Source organism: Bradyrhizobium sp. Ai1a-2 (assembly GCF_000426245.1).
GTDB lineage: Bacteria > Pseudomonadota > Alphaproteobacteria > Rhizobiales > Xanthobacteraceae > Bradyrhizobium.
In genome coordinates this window covers 71,728-95,062 of the sequence record NZ_AUEZ01000031.1, presented here as the reverse complement: position 1 = coordinate 95,062, position 23,335 = coordinate 71,728, and the positions used below count along the sequence as shown (strand labels likewise).

23 protein-coding genes are annotated in these 23,335 nt (G+C 63.5%); 14 read left to right on the top strand and 9 right to left on the bottom strand.

What is annotated here, in order from left to right; genetic code table 11:
* Positions 1-391 precede the first annotated feature (391 nt).
* The gene (locus tag K288_RS0120470) at positions 392-634 is read right to left on the bottom strand and encodes a hypothetical protein (protein ID WP_027581241.1); all 243 of its coding nucleotides are present in this window, start codon (positions 632-634) and stop codon (positions 392-394) included.
* Between the two features lie 227 nt (positions 635-861).
* On the opposite strand from K288_RS0120470, the gene topA reads away from it, so the two are divergent.
* The 7 genes from topA (at position 862) to K288_RS0120435 (ending at position 9,515) form a co-directional block, all read left to right on the top strand.
* Positions 862-3,603 carry a type I DNA topoisomerase gene (gene topA, locus K288_RS0120465; RefSeq protein ID WP_027581240.1) on the top strand — a complete coding sequence of 914 codons (2,742 nt, stop codon included), beginning with the start codon at positions 862-864 and terminating at the stop codon, positions 3,601-3,603.
* Entirely contained in the window at positions 3,604-5,934 is a 2,331-nt protein-coding gene (gene rnr, locus K288_RS0120460) for a ribonuclease R (RefSeq protein WP_027581239.1), read from the top strand.
* Positions 5,922-6,365 carry a DUF983 domain-containing protein gene (locus K288_RS0120455; RefSeq protein ID WP_027581238.1) on the top strand — a complete coding sequence of 148 codons (444 nt, stop codon included), beginning with the start codon at positions 5,922-5,924 and terminating at the stop codon, positions 6,363-6,365. The genes rnr and K288_RS0120455 overlap by 13 nt, the downstream gene beginning before the upstream one ends.
* A gap of 33 nt (positions 6,366-6,398) precedes the next feature.
* Positions 6,399-7,148: an NUDIX hydrolase gene (locus K288_RS0120450; protein WP_027581237.1), complete on the top strand. Its 750-nt coding sequence runs from the start codon at positions 6,399-6,401 to the stop codon at positions 7,146-7,148.
* A 103-nt stretch (positions 7,149-7,251) separates the two neighbouring features.
* Complete coding sequence (locus K288_RS0120445; RefSeq protein ID WP_027581236.1) at positions 7,252-8,577, top strand: LLM class flavin-dependent oxidoreductase; 1,326 nt, start codon at positions 7,252-7,254, stop codon at positions 8,575-8,577.
* Positions 8,578-8,704: 127 nt separating this feature from the next.
* Complete coding sequence (rpmG, locus tag K288_RS0120440; protein ID WP_027581235.1) at positions 8,705-8,872, top strand: 50S ribosomal protein L33; 168 nt, start codon at positions 8,705-8,707, stop codon at positions 8,870-8,872.
* A gap of 112 nt (positions 8,873-8,984) precedes the next feature.
* Complete coding sequence (locus tag K288_RS0120435) at positions 8,985-9,515, top strand: hypothetical protein (protein ID WP_027581234.1); 531 nt, start codon at positions 8,985-8,987, stop codon at positions 9,513-9,515.
* Here the strand turns inward: K288_RS0120435 and K288_RS0120430 are convergent.
* Positions 9,512-10,918 carry an ammonium transporter gene (locus K288_RS0120430; RefSeq protein ID WP_027581233.1) on the bottom strand — a complete coding sequence of 469 codons (1,407 nt, stop codon included), beginning with the start codon at positions 10,916-10,918 and terminating at the stop codon, positions 9,512-9,514. The genes K288_RS0120435 and K288_RS0120430 overlap by 4 nt on opposite strands.
* Positions 10,919-11,461: 543 nt before the next feature.
* Positions 11,462-12,697 carry an MFS transporter gene (locus tag K288_RS0120425; protein ID WP_027581232.1) on the bottom strand — a complete coding sequence of 412 codons (1,236 nt, stop codon included), beginning with the start codon at positions 12,695-12,697 and terminating at the stop codon, positions 11,462-11,464.
* A 160-nt stretch (positions 12,698-12,857) separates the two neighbouring features.
* Between K288_RS0120425 and K288_RS0120420 the strand changes: the two genes are divergently transcribed.
* On the top strand, positions 12,858-13,415 hold the full coding sequence (locus tag K288_RS0120420) for a TetR/AcrR family transcriptional regulator (RefSeq protein WP_201449703.1): 558 nt from the start codon (positions 12,858-12,860) through the stop codon (positions 13,413-13,415).
* An 11-nt stretch (positions 13,416-13,426) separates the two neighbouring features.
* Here the strand turns inward: K288_RS0120420 and K288_RS0120415 are convergent, their stop codons facing one another.
* On the bottom strand, positions 13,427-14,800 hold the full coding sequence (locus K288_RS0120415) for a PleD family two-component system response regulator (RefSeq protein WP_027581230.1): 1,374 nt from the start codon (positions 14,798-14,800) through the stop codon (positions 13,427-13,429).
* Between the two features lie 14 nt (positions 14,801-14,814).
* Positions 14,815-15,180: a response regulator gene (locus K288_RS0120410; protein ID WP_027581229.1), complete on the bottom strand. Its 366-nt coding sequence runs from the start codon at positions 15,178-15,180 to the stop codon at positions 14,815-14,817.
* A gap of 223 nt (positions 15,181-15,403) precedes the next feature.
* Here K288_RS0120410 and K288_RS0120405 point away from each other — a divergent pair, with 223 nt between their 5' ends.
* Positions 15,404-15,703 (top strand): DUF3572 domain-containing protein, encoded by a 300-nt coding sequence (locus tag K288_RS0120405; RefSeq protein ID WP_027581228.1) that lies wholly within the window; start codon positions 15,404-15,406, stop codon positions 15,701-15,703.
* On the top strand, positions 15,682-16,989 hold the full coding sequence (locus K288_RS0120400; RefSeq protein ID WP_043160292.1) for a DNA polymerase IV: 1,308 nt from the start codon (positions 15,682-15,684) through the stop codon (positions 16,987-16,989). The genes K288_RS0120405 and K288_RS0120400 overlap by 22 nt, the downstream gene beginning before the upstream one ends.
* 112 nt (positions 16,990-17,101) lie before the next feature.
* Here the strand turns inward: K288_RS0120400 and K288_RS0120395 are convergent, their stop codons facing one another.
* The gene (locus K288_RS0120395) at positions 17,102-17,926 is read right to left on the bottom strand and encodes a cell envelope integrity EipB family protein (RefSeq protein WP_152535603.1); all 825 of its coding nucleotides are present in this window, start codon (positions 17,924-17,926) and stop codon (positions 17,102-17,104) included.
* A 279-nt stretch (positions 17,927-18,205) separates the two neighbouring features.
* On the opposite strand from K288_RS0120395, the gene K288_RS0120390 reads away from it, so the two are divergent.
* The 4 genes from K288_RS0120390 (at position 18,206) to K288_RS0120375 (ending at position 21,361) form a co-directional block, all read left to right on the top strand.
* Positions 18,206-18,673 carry a RidA family protein gene (locus K288_RS0120390; RefSeq protein ID WP_027581225.1) on the top strand — a complete coding sequence of 156 codons (468 nt, stop codon included), beginning with the start codon at positions 18,206-18,208 and terminating at the stop codon, positions 18,671-18,673.
* 3 nt (positions 18,674-18,676) lie between these two features.
* Entirely contained in the window at positions 18,677-19,429 is a 753-nt protein-coding gene (locus K288_RS0120385) for a glycerophosphodiester phosphodiesterase (RefSeq protein ID WP_027581224.1), read from the top strand.
* Positions 19,430-19,535: 106 nt separating this feature from the next.
* The gene (locus tag K288_RS0120380; RefSeq protein WP_027581223.1) at positions 19,536-20,783 is read left to right on the top strand and encodes a GNAT family N-acetyltransferase; all 1,248 of its coding nucleotides are present in this window, start codon (positions 19,536-19,538) and stop codon (positions 20,781-20,783) included.
* A gap of 152 nt (positions 20,784-20,935) precedes the next feature.
* Positions 20,936-21,361: an HIT family protein gene (locus tag K288_RS0120375; RefSeq protein WP_027581222.1), complete on the top strand. Its 426-nt coding sequence runs from the start codon at positions 20,936-20,938 to the stop codon at positions 21,359-21,361.
* 231 nt (positions 21,362-21,592) lie between these two features.
* Here the strand turns inward: K288_RS0120375 and tsaA are convergent, their stop codons facing one another.
* From tsaA to K288_RS0120355, 3 genes are read right to left on the bottom strand one after another with little or no spacing between them, the layout of a single operon-like run.
* Complete coding sequence (gene tsaA / locus K288_RS0120365; RefSeq protein ID WP_027581221.1) at positions 21,593-22,084, bottom strand: tRNA (N6-threonylcarbamoyladenosine(37)-N6)-methyltransferase TrmO; 492 nt, start codon at positions 22,082-22,084, stop codon at positions 21,593-21,595.
* 60 nt (positions 22,085-22,144) lie between these two features.
* On the bottom strand, positions 22,145-22,489 hold the full coding sequence (locus tag K288_RS0120360) for an AzlD domain-containing protein (RefSeq protein WP_027581220.1): 345 nt from the start codon (positions 22,487-22,489) through the stop codon (positions 22,145-22,147).
* Complete coding sequence (locus tag K288_RS0120355; protein WP_027581219.1) at positions 22,486-23,229, bottom strand: AzlC family ABC transporter permease; 744 nt, start codon at positions 23,227-23,229, stop codon at positions 22,486-22,488. Before K288_RS0120355 ends, K288_RS0120360 begins: the two co-directional genes overlap by 4 nt.
* Between the last annotated feature and the right edge of the window lie 106 nt (positions 23,230-23,335).

The following is a 23,335-nucleotide window of genomic DNA, read 5'->3' as shown; positions in this document are numbered from 1 at the left end:
GCCGCGAGAACGCGAACTCACATCCGCTGTTTGACTCAGACGTAGGATGGGTAGAGCGAAGCGAAACCCATCATTCGACCCGCTTGCTCCATCGCGATGGGTTTCGCTTCGCTCTACCCATCCTACGGACCGCTGTTTGACATTTGAATCCGACCTCACCACGTCATTGCGAGCGGAGCGAAGCAATCCATCGTGCCGCGTGTGGAGGCATGGATTGTTGCGCTCCGCTCGCAATCACGTGGATAGAGCCGCGCGCTTGTTCTGCACAGGATGAGGGACTAGCAGAATCGTAGGATGGGTAGAGCGAAGCGAAACCCATCATTCGCGCCCAGCTTCATCGCAATGGGTTTCGCTGCGCTCTAGCCATCCTACGGAACGGTGCGACGTTTTCTCACGACAGCTTGCGCTTGCTGCGCAGGCGCAGCCGTTCTTCGGCTTCGAGCTTCGCCATGCCCAAGAGATGGCTCAGCACCTCCAGCCGGTGGCGTTCTGCGAGTTTCACCAGCTCGGCAACAGTCTCCGCAATGAAGGCCACAGCCTCATCGGGGCCGCCCTCCTCGCCGGTCTCATCCAGTTGCGATCGCTTTGCCCGACCGGAAGCGGAGCGCTTCCGGCGGCCTCCCGCCCTAGCCAAAAATTTCTTCCAAACGAACCATTTTGGATCAAGGATAGGGCCTTTTCGGCCGCAACTCTAGGAAGCACTTTGCAACTTCCTAGATATTAAGTCGTAGGCCGGCACCACCCTCTCAATATCCTTCGATTTGACAGGGGGCCCCTCAACACCCATGTTCGCCCCGACAGAGCGGGCCGCGAGTCTCGCGGAACCCGCCTTCAATTCCTCCCGTAAGCTATTGGAATGACATGAATATCGTCATCGTGGAGTCGCCGGCCAAAGCCAAGACGATCAACAAGTATCTGGGCTCCTCCTACGAGGTCCTGGCCTCGTTTGGCCATGTCCGCGACCTCCCCGCCAAGAACGGATCGGTCGATCCGGACGCCAATTTCCAGATGATCTGGGAGGTCGATCCCAAGGCCGCCGGCCGACTCAATGACATCGCCAAGGCGCTGAAGGGTGCGGACCGCCTGATTCTCGCAACCGACCCTGATCGCGAGGGCGAGGCGATCTCCTGGCACGTGCTGGAGGTGTTGAAGGAAAAGCGCGCGCTGAAAGATCAGAAGATCGAGCGCGTGGTGTTCAATGCCATCACCAAGCAGGCGGTCTCGGAAGCGATGAAGGCGCCGCGCCAGATCGACGGCGCGCTGGTCGACGCCTATATGGCGCGCCGCGCGCTGGACTATCTCGTCGGCTTCACCCTCTCCCCCGTGCTCTGGCGCAAATTGCCGGGGGCGCGTTCCGCCGGCCGCGTGCAGTCAGTGGCGCTGCGTCTGGTCTGCGACCGCGAGCTCGAGATCGAGAAGTTCGTGCCGAAGGAATATTGGTCGCTGGTCGCGACCCTTCTGACCCCGCGCGGCGAAGCCTTCGAGGCGCGGCTCGTCGGCGCCGACGGCAAGAAGATCGCGCGGCTCGACATCGGCTCGGGCGCGGAAGCCGAGGAATTCCGCAAGGCGATCGAAGCTGCGCTGTTCAAGGTCGCGACCGTCGAAGCAAAGCCCGCGCGCCGCAATCCGCAGGCACCCTTCACCACCTCGACGCTGCAGCAGGAAGCCAGCCGCAAGCTCGGCTTCGCGCCGGCACATACGATGCGGATCGCGCAGCGGCTCTATGAGGGCATCGACATCGGCGGCGAGACCACCGGCCTCATCACCTATATGCGTACCGACGGCGTGCAGATCGATCCGTCCGCGATCACCCAGGCGCGCAAGGTGATCGGTGAGGACTTCGGCAACGCCTATGTGCCCGACGCCCCGCGCCAGTACCAGGCCAAGGCCAAGAACGCGCAGGAAGCGCACGAAGCGATCCGCCCGACCGACCTGTCGCGCCGGCCCGCCGACCTGAAGCGGCGGCTCGATTCCGATCAGGCGCGGCTCTATGAACTGATCTGGACCCGCACCATCGCGAGCCAGATGGAATCCGCCGAGCTCGAGCGCACCACGGTCGACATCGAGGCGAAAGCCGGATCGCGCGTGCTGGAATTGCGCGCCACCGGCCAGGTCATCAAGTTCGACGGCTTCCTCGCGCTCTACCAGGAAGGCCGCGACGACGAGGAAGACGAAGACTCGCGCCGCCTGCCCTCGATGAGCGTGGGCGAGCCGCTGAAGCGGCAGGACCTTGCCGTCACCCAGCACTTCACCGAGCCGCCGCCGCGCTTCTCGGAAGCCTCGCTGGTCAAGCGCATGGAAGAGCTCGGCATCGGCCGGCCCTCGACCTATGCCTCGATCCTGCAGGTGCTGAAGGACCGCGGCTATGTGAAGCTCGAGAAGCGACGCCTTTACGGCGAGGACAAGGGGCGCGTCGTGATCGCGTTCCTGGAAAGCTTCTTCCGCCGCTATGTCGAATACGACTTCACCGCCGATCTCGAGGAACAGCTCGACCGCATCTCGAACAACGAGATCTCCTGGCAGCAGGTGCTGAAGGATTTCTGGCGCGACTTCATCGGCGCGGTCAACGACATCAAGGATCTGCGCGTCGCGGAAGTGCTCGACGTTCTCGACGAGATGCTGGGGCCGCACATCTATCCGCCGCGCGCGGATGGCGGCGATCCCAGGCAGTGTCCGACCTGCGGCACCGGCCGGCTCAATCTGAAGGCCGGCAAGTTCGGTGCCTTCATCGGTTGCTCGAACTATCCGGAATGCCGCTATACAAGGCCGCTCGCCGCCGACTCCGAGGCTGCCGCCGACCGTGTTCTCGGCCAGGATCCGGACAGCGGCTTCGACGTCACCGTGAAGGCGGGCCGGTTCGGCCCCTACATCCAGCTCGGCGAGCAGAAGGATTATGCCGAAGGCGAGAAGCCGAAGCGCGCCGGCATCCCGAAAGGTACCTCGCCAAACGACGTCGATCTCGAGCTTGCGCTCAAGCTGTTGTCGCTACCGCGCGAAATCGGAAAGCATCCCGAGACGGGGGAACCGATCACCGCCGGCATCGGCCGCTTCGGTCCATTCGTGAAGCACGAGAAGACCTACGCCTCGCTGGAGGCCGGCGACGAAGTCTTCGACATCGGCCTCAATCGCGCGGTCACGCTGATCGCGGAGAAGGTCGCGAAGGGCCCAAGCGGCCGGCGCTTCGGCGCCGATCCGGGCAAGCCGCTTGGCGATCATCCGACGCTTGGCGCGATCGCACTGAAGAACGGTCGCTATGGCGCATACGTCACCGCTGGCGGCGTCAACGCGACGATCCCGAGCGACAAGACGCCCGACGAGGTGACGCTTGCGGACGCGATCGCGCTGATCGACGAGCGTGCAGCCAAGGGCGGCGGCAAGACGAAGGCCAAGAAAGCCAAGGCGGAAAAGCCGGCGAAGGCCGACACCGAGGCCGCGGCAAAGCCTGCCAAGAAGGCCGCGGTGAAGAAGGCGCCGAGCAAGCCGAAATCGGATGCCGCCAGCAAGGCGCGCGCGCCGGTGAAGGCAGCGAAGACATCAGCGGCAAAACCTGCCGCAACATCGAAAACACCCGCGAAGAAAAGCGCGGGCAAGACTCGAGGATAAGTGAAACACAGACATGACCATGGCTTTCCGGCCAGGGACGCCATTGTCGCCTTTATCCGTGCCAATCCCGGAAAAGTCGGCACGCGGGAGATCGCGCGCGAATTCGGGTTGAAGAATGCAGACCGCGTCGAGCTGAAGCGCATTCTGCGCGAGCTCGCCGACGACGGCACGATCGCCAAGCGCCGCCGCAAGATACATGAGCCGGCCGCGCTGCCGCCCACCATCATGGCCGACGTCACCGGCCGCGACGCCGACGGCGAACTGATCGCAACGCCCACCGAGTGGGACACCGAAGAAAACGGCAGCGCGCCGAAGATCCGCATCGTCACGCCACGTCATCAGAAGCGCGGCACCACCGCAGGGGTCGGCGACCGCGCGCTGCTCCGCATCGAGATGGTCGACGACGCCGACGGCACGCCCTATCGCGGCCGCATCATCAAGGTCATCGACCACGCCAGAACCCGCGTGCTCGGCCTGTTCCGCGCCCTCCCCGACGGCGGCGGCCGCTTGGTGCCGGTCGACAAGAAGCAGGCCGGACGCGAACTCAACATCGCCCAGGCCGACACCGGCGGCGCCAAGGACGGCGATCTCGTCAGCGTCGATCTCGTCCGCAGCCGCGGCTTCGGCCTCGCTTCGGGCAAGGTCAAAGAGCGGCTCGGCTCGATCGCGAGCGAAAAAGCGATCAGCCTGATCGCGATCCACACCCACGAAATCCCGCAGGAGTTCTCGCGCGGCGCCTTGCGCGAAGCCGAGGACGCCAGGCCTGCGACGCTGCAAGCGCGCGAGGACTGGCGCGACGTTCCGCTCGTCACCATCGACCCGCCGGACGCCAAGGATCACGACGACGCCGTGCATGCGGAAGCCGACCCCGATCCGCACAACAAGGGCGGCTATGTCGTCCACGTCGCGATCGCCGACGTCGCCTTTTATGTGCGTCCGGGTTCGGCGCTCGACCATGATGCGCTGGTCCGCGGCAACTCGGTCTATTTCCCGGACCGCGTGGTGCCGATGCTGCCGGAGCGCATCTCCAACGATCTCTGCTCGCTGGTGCCGGGCGAGCCGCGCGGCGCGCTCGCGGTGCGTCTGGTGATCGGCGCCGACGGCCGCAAGCGCTCGCACACGTTCCACCGCGTGCTGATGCGCTCAGCCGCCAAGCTCCACTACGCGCAGGCGCAGGCGGCGATCGACGGCCGGCCGGACGATACCACGGGCCCCCTGCTCGATCCGATCCTGAAGCCGCTATGGGAGGCCTACAGGGTCGTGAAGCTGGCGCGCGACGAACGCGATCCACTCGACCTCGATCTGCCCGAGCGGAAGATCCTCTTGAAGGCGGACGGCACGGTCGACCGCGTCATCGTTCCCGAACGTCTCGACGCACACAAATTGATCGAGGAGTTCATGATCCTCGCCAACGTCGCCGCGGCCGAGACGCTCGAGAAGAAGGGCCTGCCGCTGATCTATCGCGTGCATGACGAGCCGACGCAGGAGAAGGTTCACAACCTCCAGGAGTTCCTCAAGACGCTCGATCTGCCCTTCACAAAGGCGGGCGCGCTGCGGCCGTCCGTGTTCAACAGCGTGCTGGCACAGGTCGAGGGCGAGGACTACGAGACGCTGGTCAACGAGGTGGTGCTGCGCTCGCAGGCGCAGGCCGAATACTCCTCGGAGAATTACGGCCATTTCGGCCTGAACCTCAGGCGCTATGCGCATTTCACCTCGCCGATCCGGCGCTACGCCGACCTGATCGTGCACCGTGCGTTGATCCGGGCGCTTGGGCTCGGCGATGGCGCCCTGCCCGACAGCGAGACGCCGGAGACGCTTGCCGAGGTCGCCGCCGAGATTTCGATGACGGAGCGGCGCGCGATGAAGGCCGAGCGCGAGACCGCCGACCGCCTGATCGCGCATTATCTCGCCGATCGCGTCGGCGCGAGCTTTCAGGGACGCATTTCCGGCGTCACCCGCTCCGGACTGTTCGTCAAGCTCGACGACACCGGCGCCGACGGGTTGATCCCGATCCGAACGCTCGGCACCGAATACTATGACTATGACGAGACGCGGCATGCCCTGATCGGCTCCCGCAGCGGTGCCATGCACCGATTGGGTGACGTGGTCGACGTGCGTCTGGTAGAAGCTGCTCCGATCGCCGGCGCCTTGCGCTTTGAATTGCTGTCGGGCGGACAAGCCATTCCGCGTGGCAGAAAAAGCGCAGGCCGACGCGAACGGAAGAAAGAAGTGCGCGGTGCAAAGGCGGGGCGCGCACCGCAGAAAAAGGATCGCAAGCCGGGCAAGCAGAAGTCCGGCAAATCGAAGCGAGGCAAGTCATGGAAACGCTGAAGCCCGCGACGACGGCGTGGACCCGCGAGGCTGCGTCGGTTCAGCGGCGCGACCTGTGGACGGCGTTGAAGCGCGGCTTTCGCTGCCGCTGTCCGCGTTGCGGCCAAGGCAAACTGTTTCGCGCCTTCCTCAAAGTCGACGGTCACTGCCCGGTCTGCGACCTGGATTTTTCACACCATCGCGCCGACGACCTGCCGGCCTATCTCGTCATCGTGGTCGTCGGCCACATCGTGGTGCCGCTCGCGCTGTGGATCGAGACCGACTATTCACCGCCGGTGTGGCTGCAGCTCTCGATCTATCTGCCGCTGACCCTGATATTGTCACTGCTGCTGTTGCAGCCGATCAAGGGCGCCGTCGTCGGCTTCCAGTGGGCGATGCGCATGCACGGCTTCGACGAGAACGCGCCAGACGATCTTCCGCCGATCCAATAGCCTTAAGTTCAAGAACAACAAAACGGGGATGGAATGACCGAAGCAGCGACCGCGATCAAGCAGGACGTCAAAGAGGAAAAGGAAGCGGATCATCATCCGTATTTCCGGCCCAAGGATGCCGCGACACTGATCCTGATCGATCGCTCCAGCGCGAGGCCGAAGGTGCTGGTCGGCAAGCGGCACGACAAGGTCGTGTTCATGCCCGGCAAATATGTCTTCCCCGGCGGCCGCGTCGACAAGGCCGACAACCGCGTTCCGGTCGCCGCTCCCATCAGCCAGGAGCTTGAGGCGAACCTGCTCAAGGGCAGCCCGAAGATCACGCCCGGCCGTGCCCGTGCATTGGCCAATGCGGCGATCCGCGAGGCCTGCGAAGAGACGGGCCTGTGTCTCGGCCGCAAGCCCGAGAAGCCCGCCAAGCTCGATGGTCCATGGACGCCGTTCGCTGATGCCGGCCTGTTGCCCGATCCCTCCGGCCTGTTCCTGATCGCGCGCGCGATCACCCCGCCCGGTCGCGTCCGCCGCTTCGACACGCGCTTCTTCACGGCGGATGCCTCCGCCATCGCCCATCGCGTCGAAGGCGTGGTGCATGCCGACGCGGAATTGGTCGAGCTGGTGTGGGTCGAGATCGGCTCCGAACCGCTGGCCGATGCACATGCCATGACCAAGAACGTGCTCGCCGAGCTCGACCGCCGGCTTGCCACGGGGCCTCTCAGTCATGACGCGCCGGTGCCATTCTTCCACTTCTACGGCGGCAGGATGCAGAAGGACATTTTGGGCGCGTGACGGGCATGTCGCGAAAGCGTGCAAAAACAAAATAATCTTCCCTGTGGTGCCGCCGCGCTTCGTGCCTATCTGCTCCTGAACAATTCACACGGAAACGTGGCAAATGGCACAGCGTCAACTCAAGCTCGGCGCGTTCATGCGGCCGATCAGCATCCACACCGGCGCATGGCGCTATCCTGGCGCCTGGCCGGACGCCAATTTCAACTTTTCCCATATCAAGCAGCTCACCCAGAAGCTGGAAGCCGGCAAGTTCGACGCCTTCTTCATGGCGGACCATCTGGCCGTGCTGAACATGCCGATCAATGCGCTGAAGCGCAGCCACACCGTGACCTCGTTCGAGCCGTTCACGCTGCTGTCGGCGCTCGCAACGGCGACGGAGAATATCGGCCTGGTCGCGACCGGCTCGACCACCTTCGACGAGCCCTATCACGTCGCCCGCCGCTTTGCCTCGCTTGACCATATCAGCGGCGGCCGCGCGGGCTGGAATATCGTCACCACGTCCAATCCCGACGCCGCGCTCAATTTCGGGCTCGACGACCACATGGAGCACGCCGAACGCTACCGCCGCGCGCGGGAGTTCTATGACGTGGTCACCGGGCTCTGGGATTCCTTTGCCGATGACGCCTTCGTGCGCGATGTCGAATCCGGGCTCTTCTTCGATCCCGAGAAGATGCATGTGCTCAATCATGAGGGAAAATATCTGAAGGTCCGCGGTCCGCTGAACATCGCGCGGCCGGTGCAGGGCTGGCCGGTGATCGTGCAGGCCGGCGCCTCGGAGGACGGCAGGCAATTGGCGGCGGAGACGGCGGAAGCGGTCTTCACCGGTGGCGGCAGCCTCAGTGACGGGCAGAAGCTTTATGCCGACATCAAGGGCCGCATGGACAAGCTCGGCCGCGACCGCGAGCATTTGAAGATTCTGCCCGGCGCTTTCGTCGTGGTCGGCGACAGCGTCGAGGAGGCCAAGGAGAAGCGCGCCTTGCTCGACAGCCGGGTGCATTACGACAGCGCGATTGCCTCGCTCTCGGTGATCCTCGGCACTGATGCCTCCGGTTTCGATCCTGATGGCCCGCTGCCGCCGATCCCGGAAACCAATGCCAGCAAGAGCGGACGCCAGCGCCTGGTCGACGTCGCCGCGCGCGACAAGCTCACCGTGCGCCAGCTTGCGCAGCGCGTCGGCGGCTATGGCGGGTTGGCCTTCGTCGGCACGCCGAAACTGATCGCCGACCAGATGGAGGAATGGCTGACGAGCTATGCCTCCGACGGCTTCAACATCATGTTCCCCTATTTGCCGGGTGGGCTCTACGATTTCGTCGACAAGGTGGTCCCGGAACTGCAGAAGCGCGGGATATTCCGCAAGGAGTATGAAGGCAGGACGCTGCGCGAGAATCTGGGCCTGCCGCGGCCGAAGAACCAGTTTTTCGAGCGCTGATCCGGCCGAATTGGGCCGATTTGGGTCCGGAAAACCTTGACTTTGGGCTGATTGTGACTAGGTTGCCGGCCAAACGCGGGCCGCTTGGCCGGCTCCTGATACCCCATCATTTTCCTGAGGTTTTGACATGGCCAAGGCGGTCACCATCAAGGTCAAGCTCGTGTCGTCCGCCGACACCGGCTATTACTACGTCGCCAAGAAGAATTCGCGCACCATGACCGACAAGCTGGTCAAGAAGAAGTACGACCCGGTCGCGCGCAAGCACGTCGAATTCCGCGAAGCCAAGATCAAGTAAGATCGCGGGACACTACCCACTGGAACGGGGCCCCGCGGCCCCGTTTTGTTTTTGTGCGGCCCCAATGTCATCCCTTATGATTCCCCGGGCAGATCGGGGGCATAGGGCTCACATGGTCGCAACCTTGAACGAAGGAAATGTTGGCGGCTACTCGGTCGTATACGGCCGCGAGGATATCTACTTCCCGGTCTACGTCACCGCCGCCCTCGCCGCGATCTTCTTTGCGGCCACCTGGATCACCGGCGCGCTTTACTGGCTGGCGCTTGCGGTAACGGCGGCTGGGTTTACCTACTACAACATCCCGTTGCTTGAGACCGGGCGCCCGACCATCGGCGCCAATCAATACGGCATCTTCATCCAGGCTTTCGGCCTGGTCCGGTGGCGCGCCATCGAACGCATCGATCTCGTCCAGATCGCCGAGCGCGCGATGACGGTTCATGAATTGCAGATTGCGCTCAGCACGCCCCTGAGCGGCGCCCTCGTAGCCGACTGGCGCAAGCAGCCGGCCTATCGCCGCTTGATGCGGCTGCCGTGGCGCATGGACCACCGCGGCGTGGTGTGCATCAACCTGGAGCCATTCGACCGGACGCCCGACGAGATCCATCGGACGTTCCTCAGGATGTGGCGCTATTATCGCAGCTAGTGCACCACTTCACCATGCAGCGCGAGGTCGAGCCCGTCACGCTCGGCGTCCTCATGCACGCGAAGGCCGACGAATACCTTCACCGCAGCGAGGATGATCAGGCTGACGACGGCATCGTAAACAATCACAGTGGCAACGCCGACGCACTGGTTGAAGAACTGACCAGGGTTTCCCTCCAGAACGCCCGGCGTCCCCCCATACTGCTCGACCGCGAACACGCCGGTGAGCAGTGCCCCGACGATGCCGCCAATGGCGTGCACGCCGAAGCAATCCAGCGCGTCATCATAGTTGAACGCGCGCTTCAGGCCGGTGCATCCCCAATAGCAGAGGACGCCTGCGGCAATCCCGATGGCAAAGGCGCCGATCGGCGCCACGAAACCGGACGCCGGCGTGATGGCAACGAGGCCGGCGACCGCGCCCGAGCAGATGCCGACGACGGTCGGCTTGCCCTTGAGCGTCCATTCCACCAGCATCCAGGTGAACGCAGCAACCGCCGTGGCGATCTGGGTCACCAGCATGGCCATGCCCGCCTGCATCCCCGCCGTGACGGCGGAGCCGGCGTTGAAGCCGAACCAGCCAACCCAGAGCAAAGAGGCGCCGATAAAGGTCAGCACCATATTATGGGCAGGCCCCGTCTCCCTGCGCTTGCCGAGCATGATGGCGCACATCAGACCTGCCACGCCGGCATTGATATGCACGACGGTACCGCCGGCGAAATCGAGCACCTTCACCCCTGCGTTCTCGTTGGCCGCAGCGAAGACCCCGTCGGGCCCCCAGACCCAATGCGCAATCGGCGCATAGACCAGGATCGCCCACAGGCCGATGAACCAGAGCATGGCCGAGAATTTCATGCGCTCGGCAAATGCGCCGGCAATCAGCGCCGGCGTAATGATCGCAAATGTCATCTGAAAGCAGATGTACACGGCCTCGGGGATGGTTGGGGCAAGCGGGTTGGGATTGCCAATTCCGCCCTTGCCGATGTCGCTCAGGATGTCCTTGAGAAACATCCGATCGAGGCCGCCGACAAAGGGCGTGCCGGCGCGAAATGCCAAGCTGTAAGTCAGGATGGCAAACAGAATCGTGACGAGGCAGGTGACCGCGAAACTGGTCATCACGGTATCGCCGACGTTCTTCTTGCGTACCATGCCGCCGTAGAACAGGCCGAGGCCCGGGATCGTCATCATCAACACAAGCGCGACGGATGTCAGCATCCACGCCGTATCGCCGGAGTTCGGCGTGCATTTTTCAAGGACCTTGCCGCCGCACGCCGGCGGCGCCGCGTCCTGAGCAAACGCAACGTCGCCCAGTGCGAGACTGAGGAGCGTAATTCCCAAGACTGTCGCCAGGAAAGTAGCCGCGAATTTCACGAGCCTTCGGCTCGCAGGTGTTCTTGAGGGCATCATCTTCCTCCCGTCGCAAGAGAAGTCAGCGAAAGGCTTGAGGAGAGGCTTTGCCGTGCCGGCACGATGGCACGGCTTGCTGCTCGACGACGTCGCCAAATGTCTGGCGTCGTCTCCTTGTCCGGTGCTCGCAGAGTTTTGGAGCGGCGCAATTGGCCCATGATGCCTGCCCCGAGCAGGCAATCCCCCTGGCCAGGCACAGCACTCATCGTGCTCGGCGCCGTGGCGAGGTCGTCGAGCTTCAGCGGCTGGAGATGATTGGCGGCGACTAGCCTCATGGGCTTGCCAGCTTTTTCCCGGTCGCCAAAGTCGGAGGACGTATCGGCCCCCGGCTCCAATTCTTAATCAGAATTAATCAAGTTTCGTGCCACCCATGGCGCCGGGATAACCTATTGAATCAACGTCAATTCCAATTTGGCAGCGCGTGAATCGCCCCGCCCTCTGCCAATTTTATAAGCAAATTTCTGACTATTATATAGTCAGTCTTGATGGCTGCCCCACGTGGGGCAGCCAGATTCTCTACCAAGCTTAGTCGCCGGGACCGACTTACGCCGCCTTCAATAGCGGCGGCTGTGAGGGCCGCATCAGCGCGAATGCCACCTGGATGATGCCGCCGGCGAGCCCCAGCGCGACGCCAATGCGCCAGGCCAAGGTGTAGGAGCCGAGCGCGTCGTAGAGCAGCCCTCCCCCGTAGGCGCCGAGGAAGCTGCCGATCTGGTGGCTCATGAAGGCAAGGCCCTGGATCATCGCCTGCCAGCGCAGCCCGAACATCTCCGCCACCGCGCCCGCGACAAGGGGGCCGACGCCCATCCACAGGAAGCCCATGATGGCGCCGAACAGCAGCGTGGAGGCCGGGGTCGCTGGCAGCATGAAATACCAGGCGAGCGCCAGCGAGCGCAGGATGTAGATCATGCCCAGCAGCGCAAGCTTGTTCCAGCGCTGGCCGGCCCAGCCGAAGAAGAGAGAGCCAAGTACGTTGAAGCCGCCGATCATGCCGAGCGTCTGCGCGCTCAGCATCGGATCGAGGCCGCAGATCGCGAGATAGGACGGCAGATGCGTAGTGAGGAAGACGAGCTGCATGCCGCAAACAAGATAGGCGCAAGTCATCACCACAAACGGGGCGTTGCCGAGCGCTGCTCGCGCGGCAATGGCTGCGGTTGCCTCGCCGATGTCCTCGGATGACCTCGGCTTGGGCAGCGGAACCTGGTCGATCCGACCCGCGTACCAGGCGGCAGGGATCATCAGCAGCGCCAGCACCACGAAGCCAAGCAAACCGACGCGCCAGCCGAAACCTTCATTGAGGAGCTGTCCGATCGGGGCCGACAGCAGCGCGCCGAGCGACCCGGCGCCGGAGACGATGCCGAGCACAGTCGAGCGCACCGTCTCCGGCACTGCGCGGGCTGCGACCGACATTGCAATCGCGGCTGCGGTGCACGCAAGCGAGGTACCGATCAGGACGCCGCCGCCGATCATGATGCTGATGACACCGTGCGCAGCCGCCATGAACGCAAGGCCGGCGATGTAGAGCAGCGAACCAACCACCATGATCGGGCGAAAGCCGTAGCGATCTGTCATGGCGCCGGCGAGCGGCTGCAAAAATCCCCAGGCGAGATTCTGCACCGCCAGCGCCAGCGTGAAGTCGGACACCGAAATCCTGATGTCGTGAGTCAGCGGCTGCATGAAAATGCCGAGGCTCTGCCGCAGGCCCATGCTCAGCGTGAGCATGATGGAGGCGCCGATCAGGATGGGAAGCGTGGGACGCAGGACCTGCAGCAAGGGCATTTGTTTGTTCTCCCTATTGATGGCGGCACAGGAAAGTCCACCTGCGATTCACGCGATTTTTAGTTACACAGACCTGTGTACCTTGGCTATAAGGGGATGGTGCTGTCAAGCGAGTGAGATACGGAGCCAACGCATGGCTTCTCCGCACCAGAAACAGACGATGAAGGACCGCATCCTTCAGACCGCCGACCGGCTGTTCTACCTCAAGGGCATCCGCGCGATCGGCGTCGACACGATTTCCGCCGAGATCGGCATCAGCAAGCGCACGCTCTACAACCACTTTCCGTCCAAGGACGCGCTGATCGCGGCGTATCTCGAGCATCGCTTCGTGCAGCCGAAGCCGTCGGACAGGTCGCCGGTCGAGCAGATCCTCGGCACCTTCGATGCGCTGGAGCGTCGCTTTGGCGCCGAGGATTTTCGCGGCTGCCCCTTCGTCAACGCGGTCGCCGAACTCGGTGGCGAAGACAAATCGGTGAAGGACATCGCCGTCGCTTTCAAGGAAAGCCGGCGGCTGTGGTTTCGCGATCGATTGGTCGAGCTAGGCGTTGCGGATCCGGACCGGCTTGCCACCCAACTGCAATTGCTGGTCGATGGTTCGATCGCACAGGACCTCGTCCGCGACGATCCCGCGATGGCGCGTGCGGCAAAGGAAGCCGCGCGGGTGCTGTTGGAGAATGCAGGCGTGAAGGTCAGTAGCCCGGATGGAGCGAAAGCGTAATCCGGGAGACGCTATGCCGCCGCTGAAACCACCCTGTTCCGGCCATCGTGCTTGGCGCGGTAGAGCGCCTTGTCGGCGCGCTTGAGCACGTCGGTGACCGACTCGCCCTTGCGCTCCAGCGTGGTGAGGCCGATCGAGATCGTGACCTCGATGCGGTTGGCGCCCTTGTTGATGGAAAAGGATTCACCGGCGATCGAACGGCGCAGGCGCTCGGCGACCATGCTGGCGACGTGAAGGTCGGTTTCCGGCATCACGATCACGAACTCCTCGCCGCCATAGCGGCAGGCGAGATCGATGCCGCGGATCGATTTGCGGATCCGTGTCGCGAACTCGCGCAGCACGTCGTCGCCGGCATCATGACCGTAGGTGTCGTTGATCGACTTGAAGTAATCGATGTCGAGGATCATAAGCGCCAGCGGCTTGCCGCGGGCGGAGGCCTGTTCGGCCAGGGTCGCCAGATGGCTCTCCATGTAGCGGCGGTTATGCAACCCGGTCAGCGCATCCGTGATCGCCATCTCGATCGAGTTCTGCACATTGTCGCGCAGATGATCGGTGTAGCGCCGGCGACGGATCTGCGTGCGTGCCCGCGCCAGCAGTTCGTTCTTGTCGATCGGCCGCAGCAGGTAATCGTTGACGCCGATCTCGAGCCCTCGCAGCAGCCGCGCATTGTTGTCGGCGTCCGAGATGGCGAGGATCGGCAATTGGCGGGTGCGCTCCAGCGAACGCGCCTGGCTGCAGAGCCGCAGGCCGTCGTAATTGTCGAGGCTGAGCGAGACGATCAGAAGGTCGTAATTGCCCTCGGCGGCGTTGAACAGCGCTTCCGCCGGGTTGGCTTCGACATCGACCGTATGCTCGGCGGAAAGCATCGGCGCGAGCCGTTCGTAGGACGACGGTCGGTCGTCGACCAGAAGGATACGGCCGCCAAGCCCCTTATCGGCAATGGCGCTGCGTTCGGGCGCCTGCATGCCGATCTCGAGCGAGGTGATCGCGCGCATGCGCAATTCATCGGTCATCATCTTCAGTCGCGTCAGCGAGCGCACGCGTGCGATCAGCACGACGTCGGACACGGGTTTGGTCAGGAAGTCGTCGGCGCCGGCTTCCAGCCCGCGCACGCGGTCGGCCGGGCTGTCGAGCGCGGTGACGATGACGACCGGAATGAAGTGCGTGGCCGGGTTGGACTTGAGGCGACGGCATACTTCGAAGCCGTCCATGTCAGGCATCATGACGTCGAGCAGGATGATATCGCACTCGGCACGCGCGCATATCTGCAGGGCCTCGGCGCCGTTGGAAGCGGTCAGCACATCGAAATATTCGGCCGACAGTCGTGCTTCCAACAACTTGACGTTCGCGGGAACGTCATCGACCACGAGGATACGCGCAGACATCGAAACTCAACTCCCTACCCGATAAAGCGTCGGACAGTCTCAATGAATTTGCCGACCGAAATTGGTTTGGACAAATAGGCCTCGCAACCGCCCTCGCGGATGCGTTCCTCATCGCCCTTCATCGCGAAAGCGGTGACTGCGACCACCGGAATCTTGCGCAGATCGGGATCGTCCTTGATCCAGCGCGTGACTTCGAGCCCGGAGACCTGCGGAAGCTGGATGTCCATCAGGATCAGGTCGGGATGCAGCTTGCGGACGAGATCGAGCGCCTCGAAGCCATTGCTCGTGCCGGAGGTCTGATAACCGTGCGCCTCCAGCAGGTCGCGAAAGAGCTTCATATTGAGCTCGTTGTCCTCCACGATCAGGACGGTCTTGGCCATCCCGTCCCTCCAAAGCCGTAGGAAACAGTCCCTGATACAGTACGTCTACCGTGGTCGGGCGCGTCGAAATGTAAATTCAAACTAGCGCCAGATTCGCTCAAACCCGTTAAGCCCGACCGCTATCTTGTGTGGCGTGGTTTCCACTTGCTTGAACAGATCCGAAAGACTCGGGCATGATGCGTTTCATTAGAGAACATAAGTTAACGGAAAGGCAAACCGGCCGTTGAAAAAGCCTGTTCAAAACCCCCGCGAAGTGGCTGAAATCGTTGCGGTTCAGGCGCTGGGTTTCATCGCCGGCGACCCCGAAAGGCTGGGCCTGTTCCTGGCCGAGACAGGAATCGGACCGGAGACGCTCCGCTCGGCCGCCTCCGACCCAAAGTTCCTTGGCTCGGTGCTCGATTTCGTGATGCGGGATGATGCGACAGTGCAGGCGTTTGCGAAGGCTTCGGAATTGCACCCGACCAACATCGCCGCGGCCCACCAGATCTTGAGCGATCCCAAATGGGAACGCGACGTGCCGTGAGCGCGGCGCTCACGAGCGACGGCCCCCGCTGCTTCTGCCGGGATTGCCTCGGCGATCTCGACTTCAAGGCAAGGCGTTGCAGCCGTTGCGGCTCGCCGCGCCTGGTTCGCCATCCCGCCCTGCCCCGGCTTGCGCTGGCACATATCGATTGCGACGCCTTCTACGCCACGGTCGAGAAACGCGACAATCCTGATCTCGCCGACAAGCCGGTCATCATTGGCGGCGGCAAGCGCGGCGTGGTTTCGGCCGCCTGCTACGTCGCGCGGACCTTTGGCGTACGGTCGGCCATGCCGATGTTCAAGGCGCTCGAGCTTTGCCCGTCCGCGACCGTGATCCCGCCAGACATGGCGAAATATGTTCGTGTCGGCCGCGAGGTGCGCCACGCGATGCAGGCATTGACGCCCCTGGTCGAGCCATTGTCGATCGACGAGGCCTTCCTCGATCTTGCAGGCACCGAGCGCGTCCACGGCATGATCCCGGCAAAGGTGCTGGCGGGCTTTGCCCGCGACGTCGAGCGCAATATCGGCATCACGGTTTCGGTCGGGCTGTCCTGCAACAAGTTCCTGGCCAAGATCGCATCCGACCTCGACAAGCCGCGGGGCTTCGCCACGCTCGACCAGGACGAAGCGCGCGAGATGCTCGCGGAAAAGCCGGTTGGATTCATCTTCGGCGTCGGGCCTGCGACCCAGGAAAGGCTGGTCCAGCGGGGCTTCCGCACCATCGCCGACCTGCAGCGCGCGGACGAGAACGAACTGATGAAGCAGTTCGCAAGCGAAGGCCGAAGACTATGGCGACTTGCACGCGGTATCGACGATCGCCGCGTGGTGGCGGATCGCGGCGCCAAGACGATCTCGAGCGAGACCACGTTCGAGAACGACATCCGCGATTTCATCACCCTGGAAAGACTGCTGTGGAGATTGTCCGAGAAGGTCTCGACGCGGCTGAAGAACGGCGAGCTTGCGGGCTCCACGATCACGTTGAAGCTGAAGACCTCCGATTTCCGCCCGCGCACCCGCTCGCAATCGATCGCGGCGCCGACCCAGCTCGCCGGAAAGATCTTTGCGGTGTCGCGCGAGATGCTGGTGAAGGAGATCGACGGCACCGCCTTCCGCCTGATGGGCGTCGGCGTCAGCGCACTGCGGCCGGGATCGGCGGCCGATGACACTGACATGCTCGACCGGCGCTCGGCCCACGCCGAACGCGCGATGGATGATCTGCGGAAGAAATTCGGAAACGCCGCGGTGATCCGGGGGATCTCCTATCAGGGGCCGGCGAAGGCGGAATAGCGTCCCCCTACCCGTCATGCCCCGCGAAGGCGGGGCATCCAGTACGCGAGAGCGCCTCCGAGAAACGATAGGCCGGTGACTGGATCGTCCCCCTCCGCGGACGATGACCGTATCACTTACAGGGCTTCGCGTCCTTGACGTCGAACTTGCCCATCGCGCCTGAAATCACGAAGTCATTGTAATCCAGCACCAGCGCACGGGAGACGCCGTTCTCGTAGAGCTCGAACGCCATCGCGTAGACCGGCGTCTGCTCGCCTTCGTTGTTCTTGGCGTCGCGGTCGTAATAGCTCACCGTCACCGGCCAGCGGGTCAACGACTTCATCGCATCGTTCGTGGTCGAAGCATCAGGTGACGACGGCGCACGGTCGCCCGGGATCGGCTGTCCGATCACCGAAAGCGTGTTGTAGACCTTTTCGCCATTGTCGGAACCGTCATAGACCGAGAGCTCGAGCACGCTCTTGCCCTCGCGCGCGGCGGCGATGATGTGCTGGATCTGCTCGGTCGGGAATACGATTTTGCCGTCGAGCTGAAACGTCTTCGCCACCGGCTGCTTCAGCTTGACCGTGATGTGGTCGCCCACCCGCTCCGCCACGCCATCCACCGGCGCGGATTCACTGTCGTTCATCCGCGTGTCGATCTTGAAGCGGTAGCTCTTGCCGGCAGCGTCCTCCCAGGACGAAGAGCGCAGGTCGGAGAGCGTTACCTTGCCCTCGCCGCTATCGAGCTCCGACACCTGGCGGAATTCGGATGTGTAGCCCTCGCAGGAACTGCCGGAGAAATTGTAGAGGATGCGTCCGCGCGCGCCGCTGATCGCGTTGGAACCGCGCGACTTCACCAGATTGAGCTCGTAGAGCGCCTGATGCGACAGAAACGGTACCGTGCCGGCCGTGGCCGCATCGCTCGTGAATCCCGCTCCTGCGGCTACGGCAATGGTCATCGCCAAAACGCGAGGCGGAATCCGGAACAGGCGGGCCATGTATATCCCTTTAGGAAACGGACGATTCGTCACAATAGTGACGGCTCTATTGCGCCGCAACTGGGGCAACCCTCACAAAAAGGTAACGCTAAGTACACAAGTGACGTGTTTTTCGGCATGTTTCTCTGAGGCTTATGCGCGGAAGCGCCATTTTTGATTGATCCGTGGCTGACTTGAAAGCGGCGGCGCGATGCGCGAAACAATGCGCCCTGATTGGTCACTGAACCGGGGACGGAAAACATGGCAGGTACGGTCGAACAGAAACTGGCGGCACAGGGGATCACCCTGCCCGAACCCGCCGCTCCCGTGGCGAACTATGTCGGCTTCGTTCGTACCGGCAACCTGCTGTTCGTCTCCGGCCAGCTTTGCTTCGACGCCCAAGGCAAGCTGATCGCCAAGGGCAAGCTCGGCGCCGGGGTCACCCTCGAGCAGGGCAATGCCGCCGCCCGCGGTTGCGCGATCAACCTGTTTGCCCAGATCAAGGCGGCGCTTGGCGACCTCGACAAGGTCGCTCGCGTGGTGCGGCTCGGCGGCTTCATCAATTCGACGCCCGACTTCCTGGACGCGCCGAAGGTGCTGAACGGCGCCTCGGATCTGATGGTGCTGGCCTTCGGCGACAAGGGCCGCCATGCCCGCACCACCGTTGGCGTCGCTGCGCTGCCTGCGGACGCCGCAGTGGAGGTCGAAGGATTGTTCGAGGTCACCTGAGCGATGCGGGCCCCCGACTGGCTGACAGCGCGGCCGGTCGCCCATCGCGGCCTGCATGATGCCGCGCGCGGCATCATCGAGAATATGCCGGCGGCAGCGGAAGCCGCCATCGCGGGTAATTTCACCATCGAGTGCGATATCCAGCTCACCGCCGACGGCGAGGCCATGGTGCATCACGACGATGCGCTCGGCCGGCTCACCGAGGGTTCCGGCCTGCTGCTCACCAAGACCGCGGCCGAATTGAAGGCGATCCGCTTCAAGAACACCGACGAGCGCATGATGTCGCTTGGCGACCTGTGCACGCTGGTTGCCGGCCGCGTGCCGCTCCTGGTCGAGGTGAAGAGCCATTTTGACGGCGACCGCAAGCTCGTGAAGCGGATGGCCGAGGTGCTGAGCAACTACTCCGGGCCCGTGGTCGGCATGTCGTTCGACCCGGACCAGGTGCTGGCGCTGCGGGAGATCATGCCAAGGCTTCACCGCGGCATCACCGCCCAGCGCAGCTATGACGACGGGTATTGGGCCAAGCTCACACCGGCACAGCGCGACAGCATGCTGTACCTGCGCCACGGCTTCCGCACCGAACCGCATTTCGTCGCCTATTGGGTCGACCAGTTGCCCGCGCCCGCGCCATGGATCGCGCGCAACCTGTTCGGCTGCCCGCTTCTGGCCTGGACCGTGCGGACGCCGGAGCAGCGGGCGAAAGCGGCACGCTATGCCGACCAGATGATCTTCGAAGGCTTCATGCCGGGAACCTGACATGTGGCTGGCGACCTTGAAGTCGGCATTGCGATGCACGATCTTTGCAGGGCGCAGGTCACCATGGGCGATGGCCGCTCGCACCGGGGACCGGTTCAAACTCTCGATGGCCTCATCTGAAATCACCCTCGAAGCCGTTCCGTCCGTCAGCGATATCAAGGCTGCGGATTGGGATGCCTGCGCCAATCCGACACCCGATCCCGGCTCGCTTGACGCCCTTGACACACTGGCTTTACCCAGTTCCGGAGGGCTTGCATGCATCCATGCAAAAGCTTCCTATAACCCCTTCGTTTCGCATGCCTTTTTTACGGCATTAGAGGCCTCCGGCTCGGCCGTCGCGCGGACTGGCTGGGGGCCGCGCCATCTTCTGGCCAAGCTGGACGGTGAGATCGTCGGGATCGTGCCCTGCTTTCTTAAATCCCACTCCCAGGGCGAATATGTCTTCGATCGCGGCTGGGCGGATGCCTATGAGCGCGCCGGCGGCCGGTATTATCCGAAGCTTCAGGCGTCGGTGCCCTTCACGCCCGCCACCGGGCCGCGCCTCCTGCTTCGCAACGGCCTCCACCGTGAGCAGATCAAGTCGGCGCTTGCCCATGGCCTGATGGCGCTGTGCGAAGCCACCGAGGCCTCCTCGGTGCACGTGACCTTTGCGAGCGAGGCCGAAGCGAAGTTCCTGGGCGGGCATGGCTTTCTGCAGCGGACCGACCAGCAGTTCCACTGGCGCAATGCCGGCTTCAAGACCTTCGACGATTTCCTCGCCACACTGAATTCACGCCACCGCAAGGCGATCAAGCGCGAGCGGCGTGACGCGCTTGCGGCCGGTGTCACGATTCACTGGCTGACGGGCAACGAGATCACTGAGGATGCGTGGGACGCGTTCTTCGACTTCTACATGGAGACCGGCTCGCGCAAATGGGGCCGGCCATATCTGAACCGGAAGTTCTTCTCGCTGATCGGCCAGAGCATGGCCAAGGACGTGCTGCTGGTGATGGCCAAGCGCGATGGACGCTGGATCGCAGGAGCCATCAACTTCATCGGTTCGGACACGCTGTTCGGCCGCAACTGGGGCGCGATCGAGCACCATCCCTTCCTGCATTTCGAGGTCTGTTATTACCAGGCGATCGATTTCGCCATCCAGAACGGATTGCAGGTGGTCGAGGCCGGCGCGCAGGGAGAGCACAAGCTCGCGCGCGGATATCTGCCGCAGACGACCTATTCCGCCCACTACATCGCCGACCCGGGCCTGCGCCGGGCGATTGCCGATTACCTCAAGCGCGAGCGCGCCTATGTCGCCGAGGTCGGCCGCGAGCTCAGCGAGGCCGGCCCGTTCCGCAAGGGCGGCGACGAAGAATGAGCTTTCTGCTGGTGAATTCTTGAGCGAAGTTGATACCGGTTCGCAAAGAAAACAAGCTACAAGAAAAACTGGAACTCCGGTCTAATTCGATCGGAATCGAATATGCTCTCTGCCTGCCCTGAGCAGGACGCGTGATTTGAGGAACCGACGCCATGCCCGCCGCCTATGATCCCAACAACATCTTCGCCAAGATCCTGCGCGGTGAACTGCCCTGTCACAAGGTCTATGAGGACGAACGTGTCCTGGCCTTCCTCGACATCATGCCGCGGGCGCCCGGCCATACGCTGGTGATCCCGAAGACCCCGGCGCGCAATATCTTCGACATCTCGCCCGACGATTACGCCCATGTCGCGCGCGTCGCGCAAAAGATCGCCACCGCGGCGATGAAGGCCTTCCAGGCCGACGGCATCACCGTGGCACAGTTCAACGAGCGGGCCGGCGGCCAGGTCGTTTTCCACCTCCATATGCACGTGATGCCGCGCCGTGACAGCGTCGAGCTGTTGCCACCGGGGACCCGCCAGGAGGATGTGAAGGTGCTCGAGGACAATGCGACCAAGCTGATCGCGGCGTTGGGGTAGCGGCTGCGCCCACCGTCATTGCGAGCGGAGCGAAGCAATCCATCTCTCCGCCCGCGGCGCGATGGATTGCTTCGTCGCTGCGCTCCTCGCAATGACGTTGGCTGGCTCTTTCTTGTCATCGCGGGATGCGCCGTCAGGCGCAGGCCCGGAATCCATCAGGCCACCTGCGCTGCGGAGAAATGGCTTCCGGGTTCATCCTTCGGACTCCCCGGACTGACGGAGGAAACAAAATCACTCCGTCTCGAAATCGCCGGGCTGTGGCGGCGCAAGCGGCGTGAACTCGCAGCGGTCGGGCTTGACGTCGAGCAGCGGCGTCTCGTCGAGACAGTCCAGCCCGCGCACCAGGATGACGTTGCCCTCGACGCCGACCAGCTTCACGATCGAGGTCGCGATCGGATTGGGCCGCACCGGGGAGCGTAGCGAGAAGGCGCCGCGGGTTTTGCCGTTGCTCTTCGGGCTCTGCAGCACGAGGTCGCGGCGCGAGTGGTGCAACCAGTAGAGCACGTCGAGATTCTCGTAGAAATCGACGCCCTTGATGGCGGGCACCCATGGCTCGAAGATCTCCAGACGACAGACAGGGCCGTCATGGCGGCCCTGCCGCGGCGTCATCAGCCGCGATGTCCAGGGCGTGCGGATGCGGCCGATGAAGATCAGACCGGCATCCTGCGCCGGCGGCATCTCGATGGCGACTTCGCCCGGGCGTATCTCACCTTCTCGAACCATGTCTCAATCCACGGATAGCTGTTTCCGGATCGACAGTAACGCATTGCGCGGCGGCCGCAATCAGCCGAGCCACCATCGGCCGCCGACCAGGATCACTTCGCCGATGGCGACCCCGGCGAAGATTGATTTCCGCGACAGCATGAACGCGGCAAAGCCTGCGGCCACGGCTCCGTAGCGCAACAGGGCAGGAACGCTTGCGAGCGCGCCGGGCGGCTGCACCACGATCTGCGCGATGACACCAGCCAAAATCGCGGTCGCGACCGCCCTCACCCACACAAGGAGCTCCGAACCCTCATCGAGCCCGCCGCCGAACCACAGGCCCAGCATGCGCCAGATCTGGTTCGGGATGACGCCGGCCACGAACAGGACCACGAGCGCATGCCAATCGCCGATGAAGGTGCTCATGCGATCGCCTTTGCCCTGACGCGGTGGACACCGTAGGCGATGGTGCCGGCGACCACGCCGCTGACGAGGATATCGAGGCCGCTGTCGAGCAGCGTCGCCAGCGGATACAGCGCCAGTCCCAGTGCGAGTGCGACACCGTCGGCCAACTCCCGGCAATTGCGCGCGGTCGAGAACAGGAACGCCAGCGGCGTCAGCATCAGGATCGCCGCGGCGAAGAGCTGCGAGAGATTGGCGGCCAGCAGGTAGCCGATCGTGTTGGCCACGACAGAGAGAAACACCAACCCGCAACCCAGCCCCTGAATGAAGGCGATGCGGCGCTCCCGCGGCACCTGCGGCAGAAAGCGATGGCATTCGACCCAGAGCGTTACGGCGGTGAGATGCGCCACCAGGATCAGGTGCCGCCGTTTTGTCTTTGGGGTCCGCATCATCGGCAGAACGGACACCACCATCGGAAACAGGCGGATGGCGCTGACGCTCACCGCGATCGCCGACTGCAGGATGGTCGCGCCGGAGCCCAGCGTCGACACCAGGATGATCTGCGCCGGTCCAGCCCAGACGAACACCGTGCTCGCCAACGTCCAGGCCAGCGAGAAATGCGTGTCATGCGCCAGCGCCCCGATGCCGAGATAGGTCGCGAACAGCACCAGCGCCAGGATAGTCGAGCCGACTGACCGCACGCCCCAGAAGAAGGCGCGGAATGAGCTGTGCCATTGCGGAGAATCGAGCGGAGGAAGCGCCACGGAGAACCGGAGACAGGTTTGAATTGAGCGGCATAGGGCTGATGAAGACCGGCCGCGTCAAGCAAGCGCGCCTCAGGGCTGGCATGCAGCACCGTCGTCCCGGCCT

Bases quoted from the DNA above. Each gene is read 5' to 3' on its own strand.
- K288_RS0120400 (WP_043160292.1), top strand. From the start codon at position 15,682: ATGGGAACGCGACGTGCCGTGAGCGCGGCGCTCACGAGCGACGGCCCC.
- K288_RS0120390 (WP_027581225.1), top strand. From the start codon at position 18,206: ATGGCAGGTACGGTCGAACAGAAACTGGCGGCACAGGGGATCACCCTG.
- topA (WP_027581240.1), top strand. From the start codon at position 862: ATGAATATCGTCATCGTGGAGTCGCCGGCCAAAGCCAAGACGATCAAC.
- K288_RS0120455 (WP_027581238.1), top strand. From the start codon at position 5,922: ATGGAAACGCTGAAGCCCGCGACGACGGCGTGGACCCGCGAGGCTGCG.
- K288_RS0120445 (WP_027581236.1), top strand. From the start codon at position 7,252: ATGGCACAGCGTCAACTCAAGCTCGGCGCGTTCATGCGGCCGATCAGC.
- K288_RS0120385 (WP_027581224.1), top strand. From the start codon at position 18,677: ATGCGGGCCCCCGACTGGCTGACAGCGCGGCCGGTCGCCCATCGCGGC.
- K288_RS0120395 (WP_152535603.1), bottom strand. From the start codon at position 17,926: ATGACCATTGCCGTAGCCGCAGGAGCGGGATTCACGAGCGATGCGGCC.
- rpmG (WP_027581235.1), top strand. From the start codon at position 8,705: ATGGCCAAGGCGGTCACCATCAAGGTCAAGCTCGTGTCGTCCGCCGAC.
- K288_RS0120430 (WP_027581233.1), bottom strand. From the start codon at position 10,918: ATGATGCCCTCAAGAACACCTGCGAGCCGAAGGCTCGTGAAATTCGCG.
- K288_RS0120410 (WP_027581229.1), bottom strand. From the start codon at position 15,180: ATGGCCAAGACCGTCCTGATCGTGGAGGACAACGAGCTCAATATGAAG.
- K288_RS0120435 (WP_027581234.1), top strand. From the start codon at position 8,985: ATGGTCGCAACCTTGAACGAAGGAAATGTTGGCGGCTACTCGGTCGTA.
- K288_RS0120415 (WP_027581230.1), bottom strand. From the start codon at position 14,800: ATGTCTGCGCGTATCCTCGTGGTCGATGACGTTCCCGCGAACGTCAAG.
- K288_RS0120420 (WP_201449703.1), top strand. From the start codon at position 12,858: ATGAAGGACCGCATCCTTCAGACCGCCGACCGGCTGTTCTACCTCAAG.
- K288_RS0120380 (WP_027581223.1), top strand. From the start codon at position 19,536: ATGGCCTCATCTGAAATCACCCTCGAAGCCGTTCCGTCCGTCAGCGAT.
- K288_RS0120360 (WP_027581220.1), bottom strand. From the start codon at position 22,489: ATGAGCACCTTCATCGGCGATTGGCATGCGCTCGTGGTCCTGTTCGTG.
- K288_RS0120375 (WP_027581222.1), top strand. From the start codon at position 20,936: ATGCCCGCCGCCTATGATCCCAACAACATCTTCGCCAAGATCCTGCGC.
- K288_RS0120425 (WP_027581232.1), bottom strand. From the start codon at position 12,697: ATGCCCTTGCTGCAGGTCCTGCGTCCCACGCTTCCCATCCTGATCGGC.
- K288_RS0120450 (WP_027581237.1), top strand. From the start codon at position 6,399: ATGACCGAAGCAGCGACCGCGATCAAGCAGGACGTCAAAGAGGAAAAG.
- tsaA (WP_027581221.1), bottom strand. From the start codon at position 22,084: ATGGTTCGAGAAGGTGAGATACGCCCGGGCGAAGTCGCCATCGAGATG.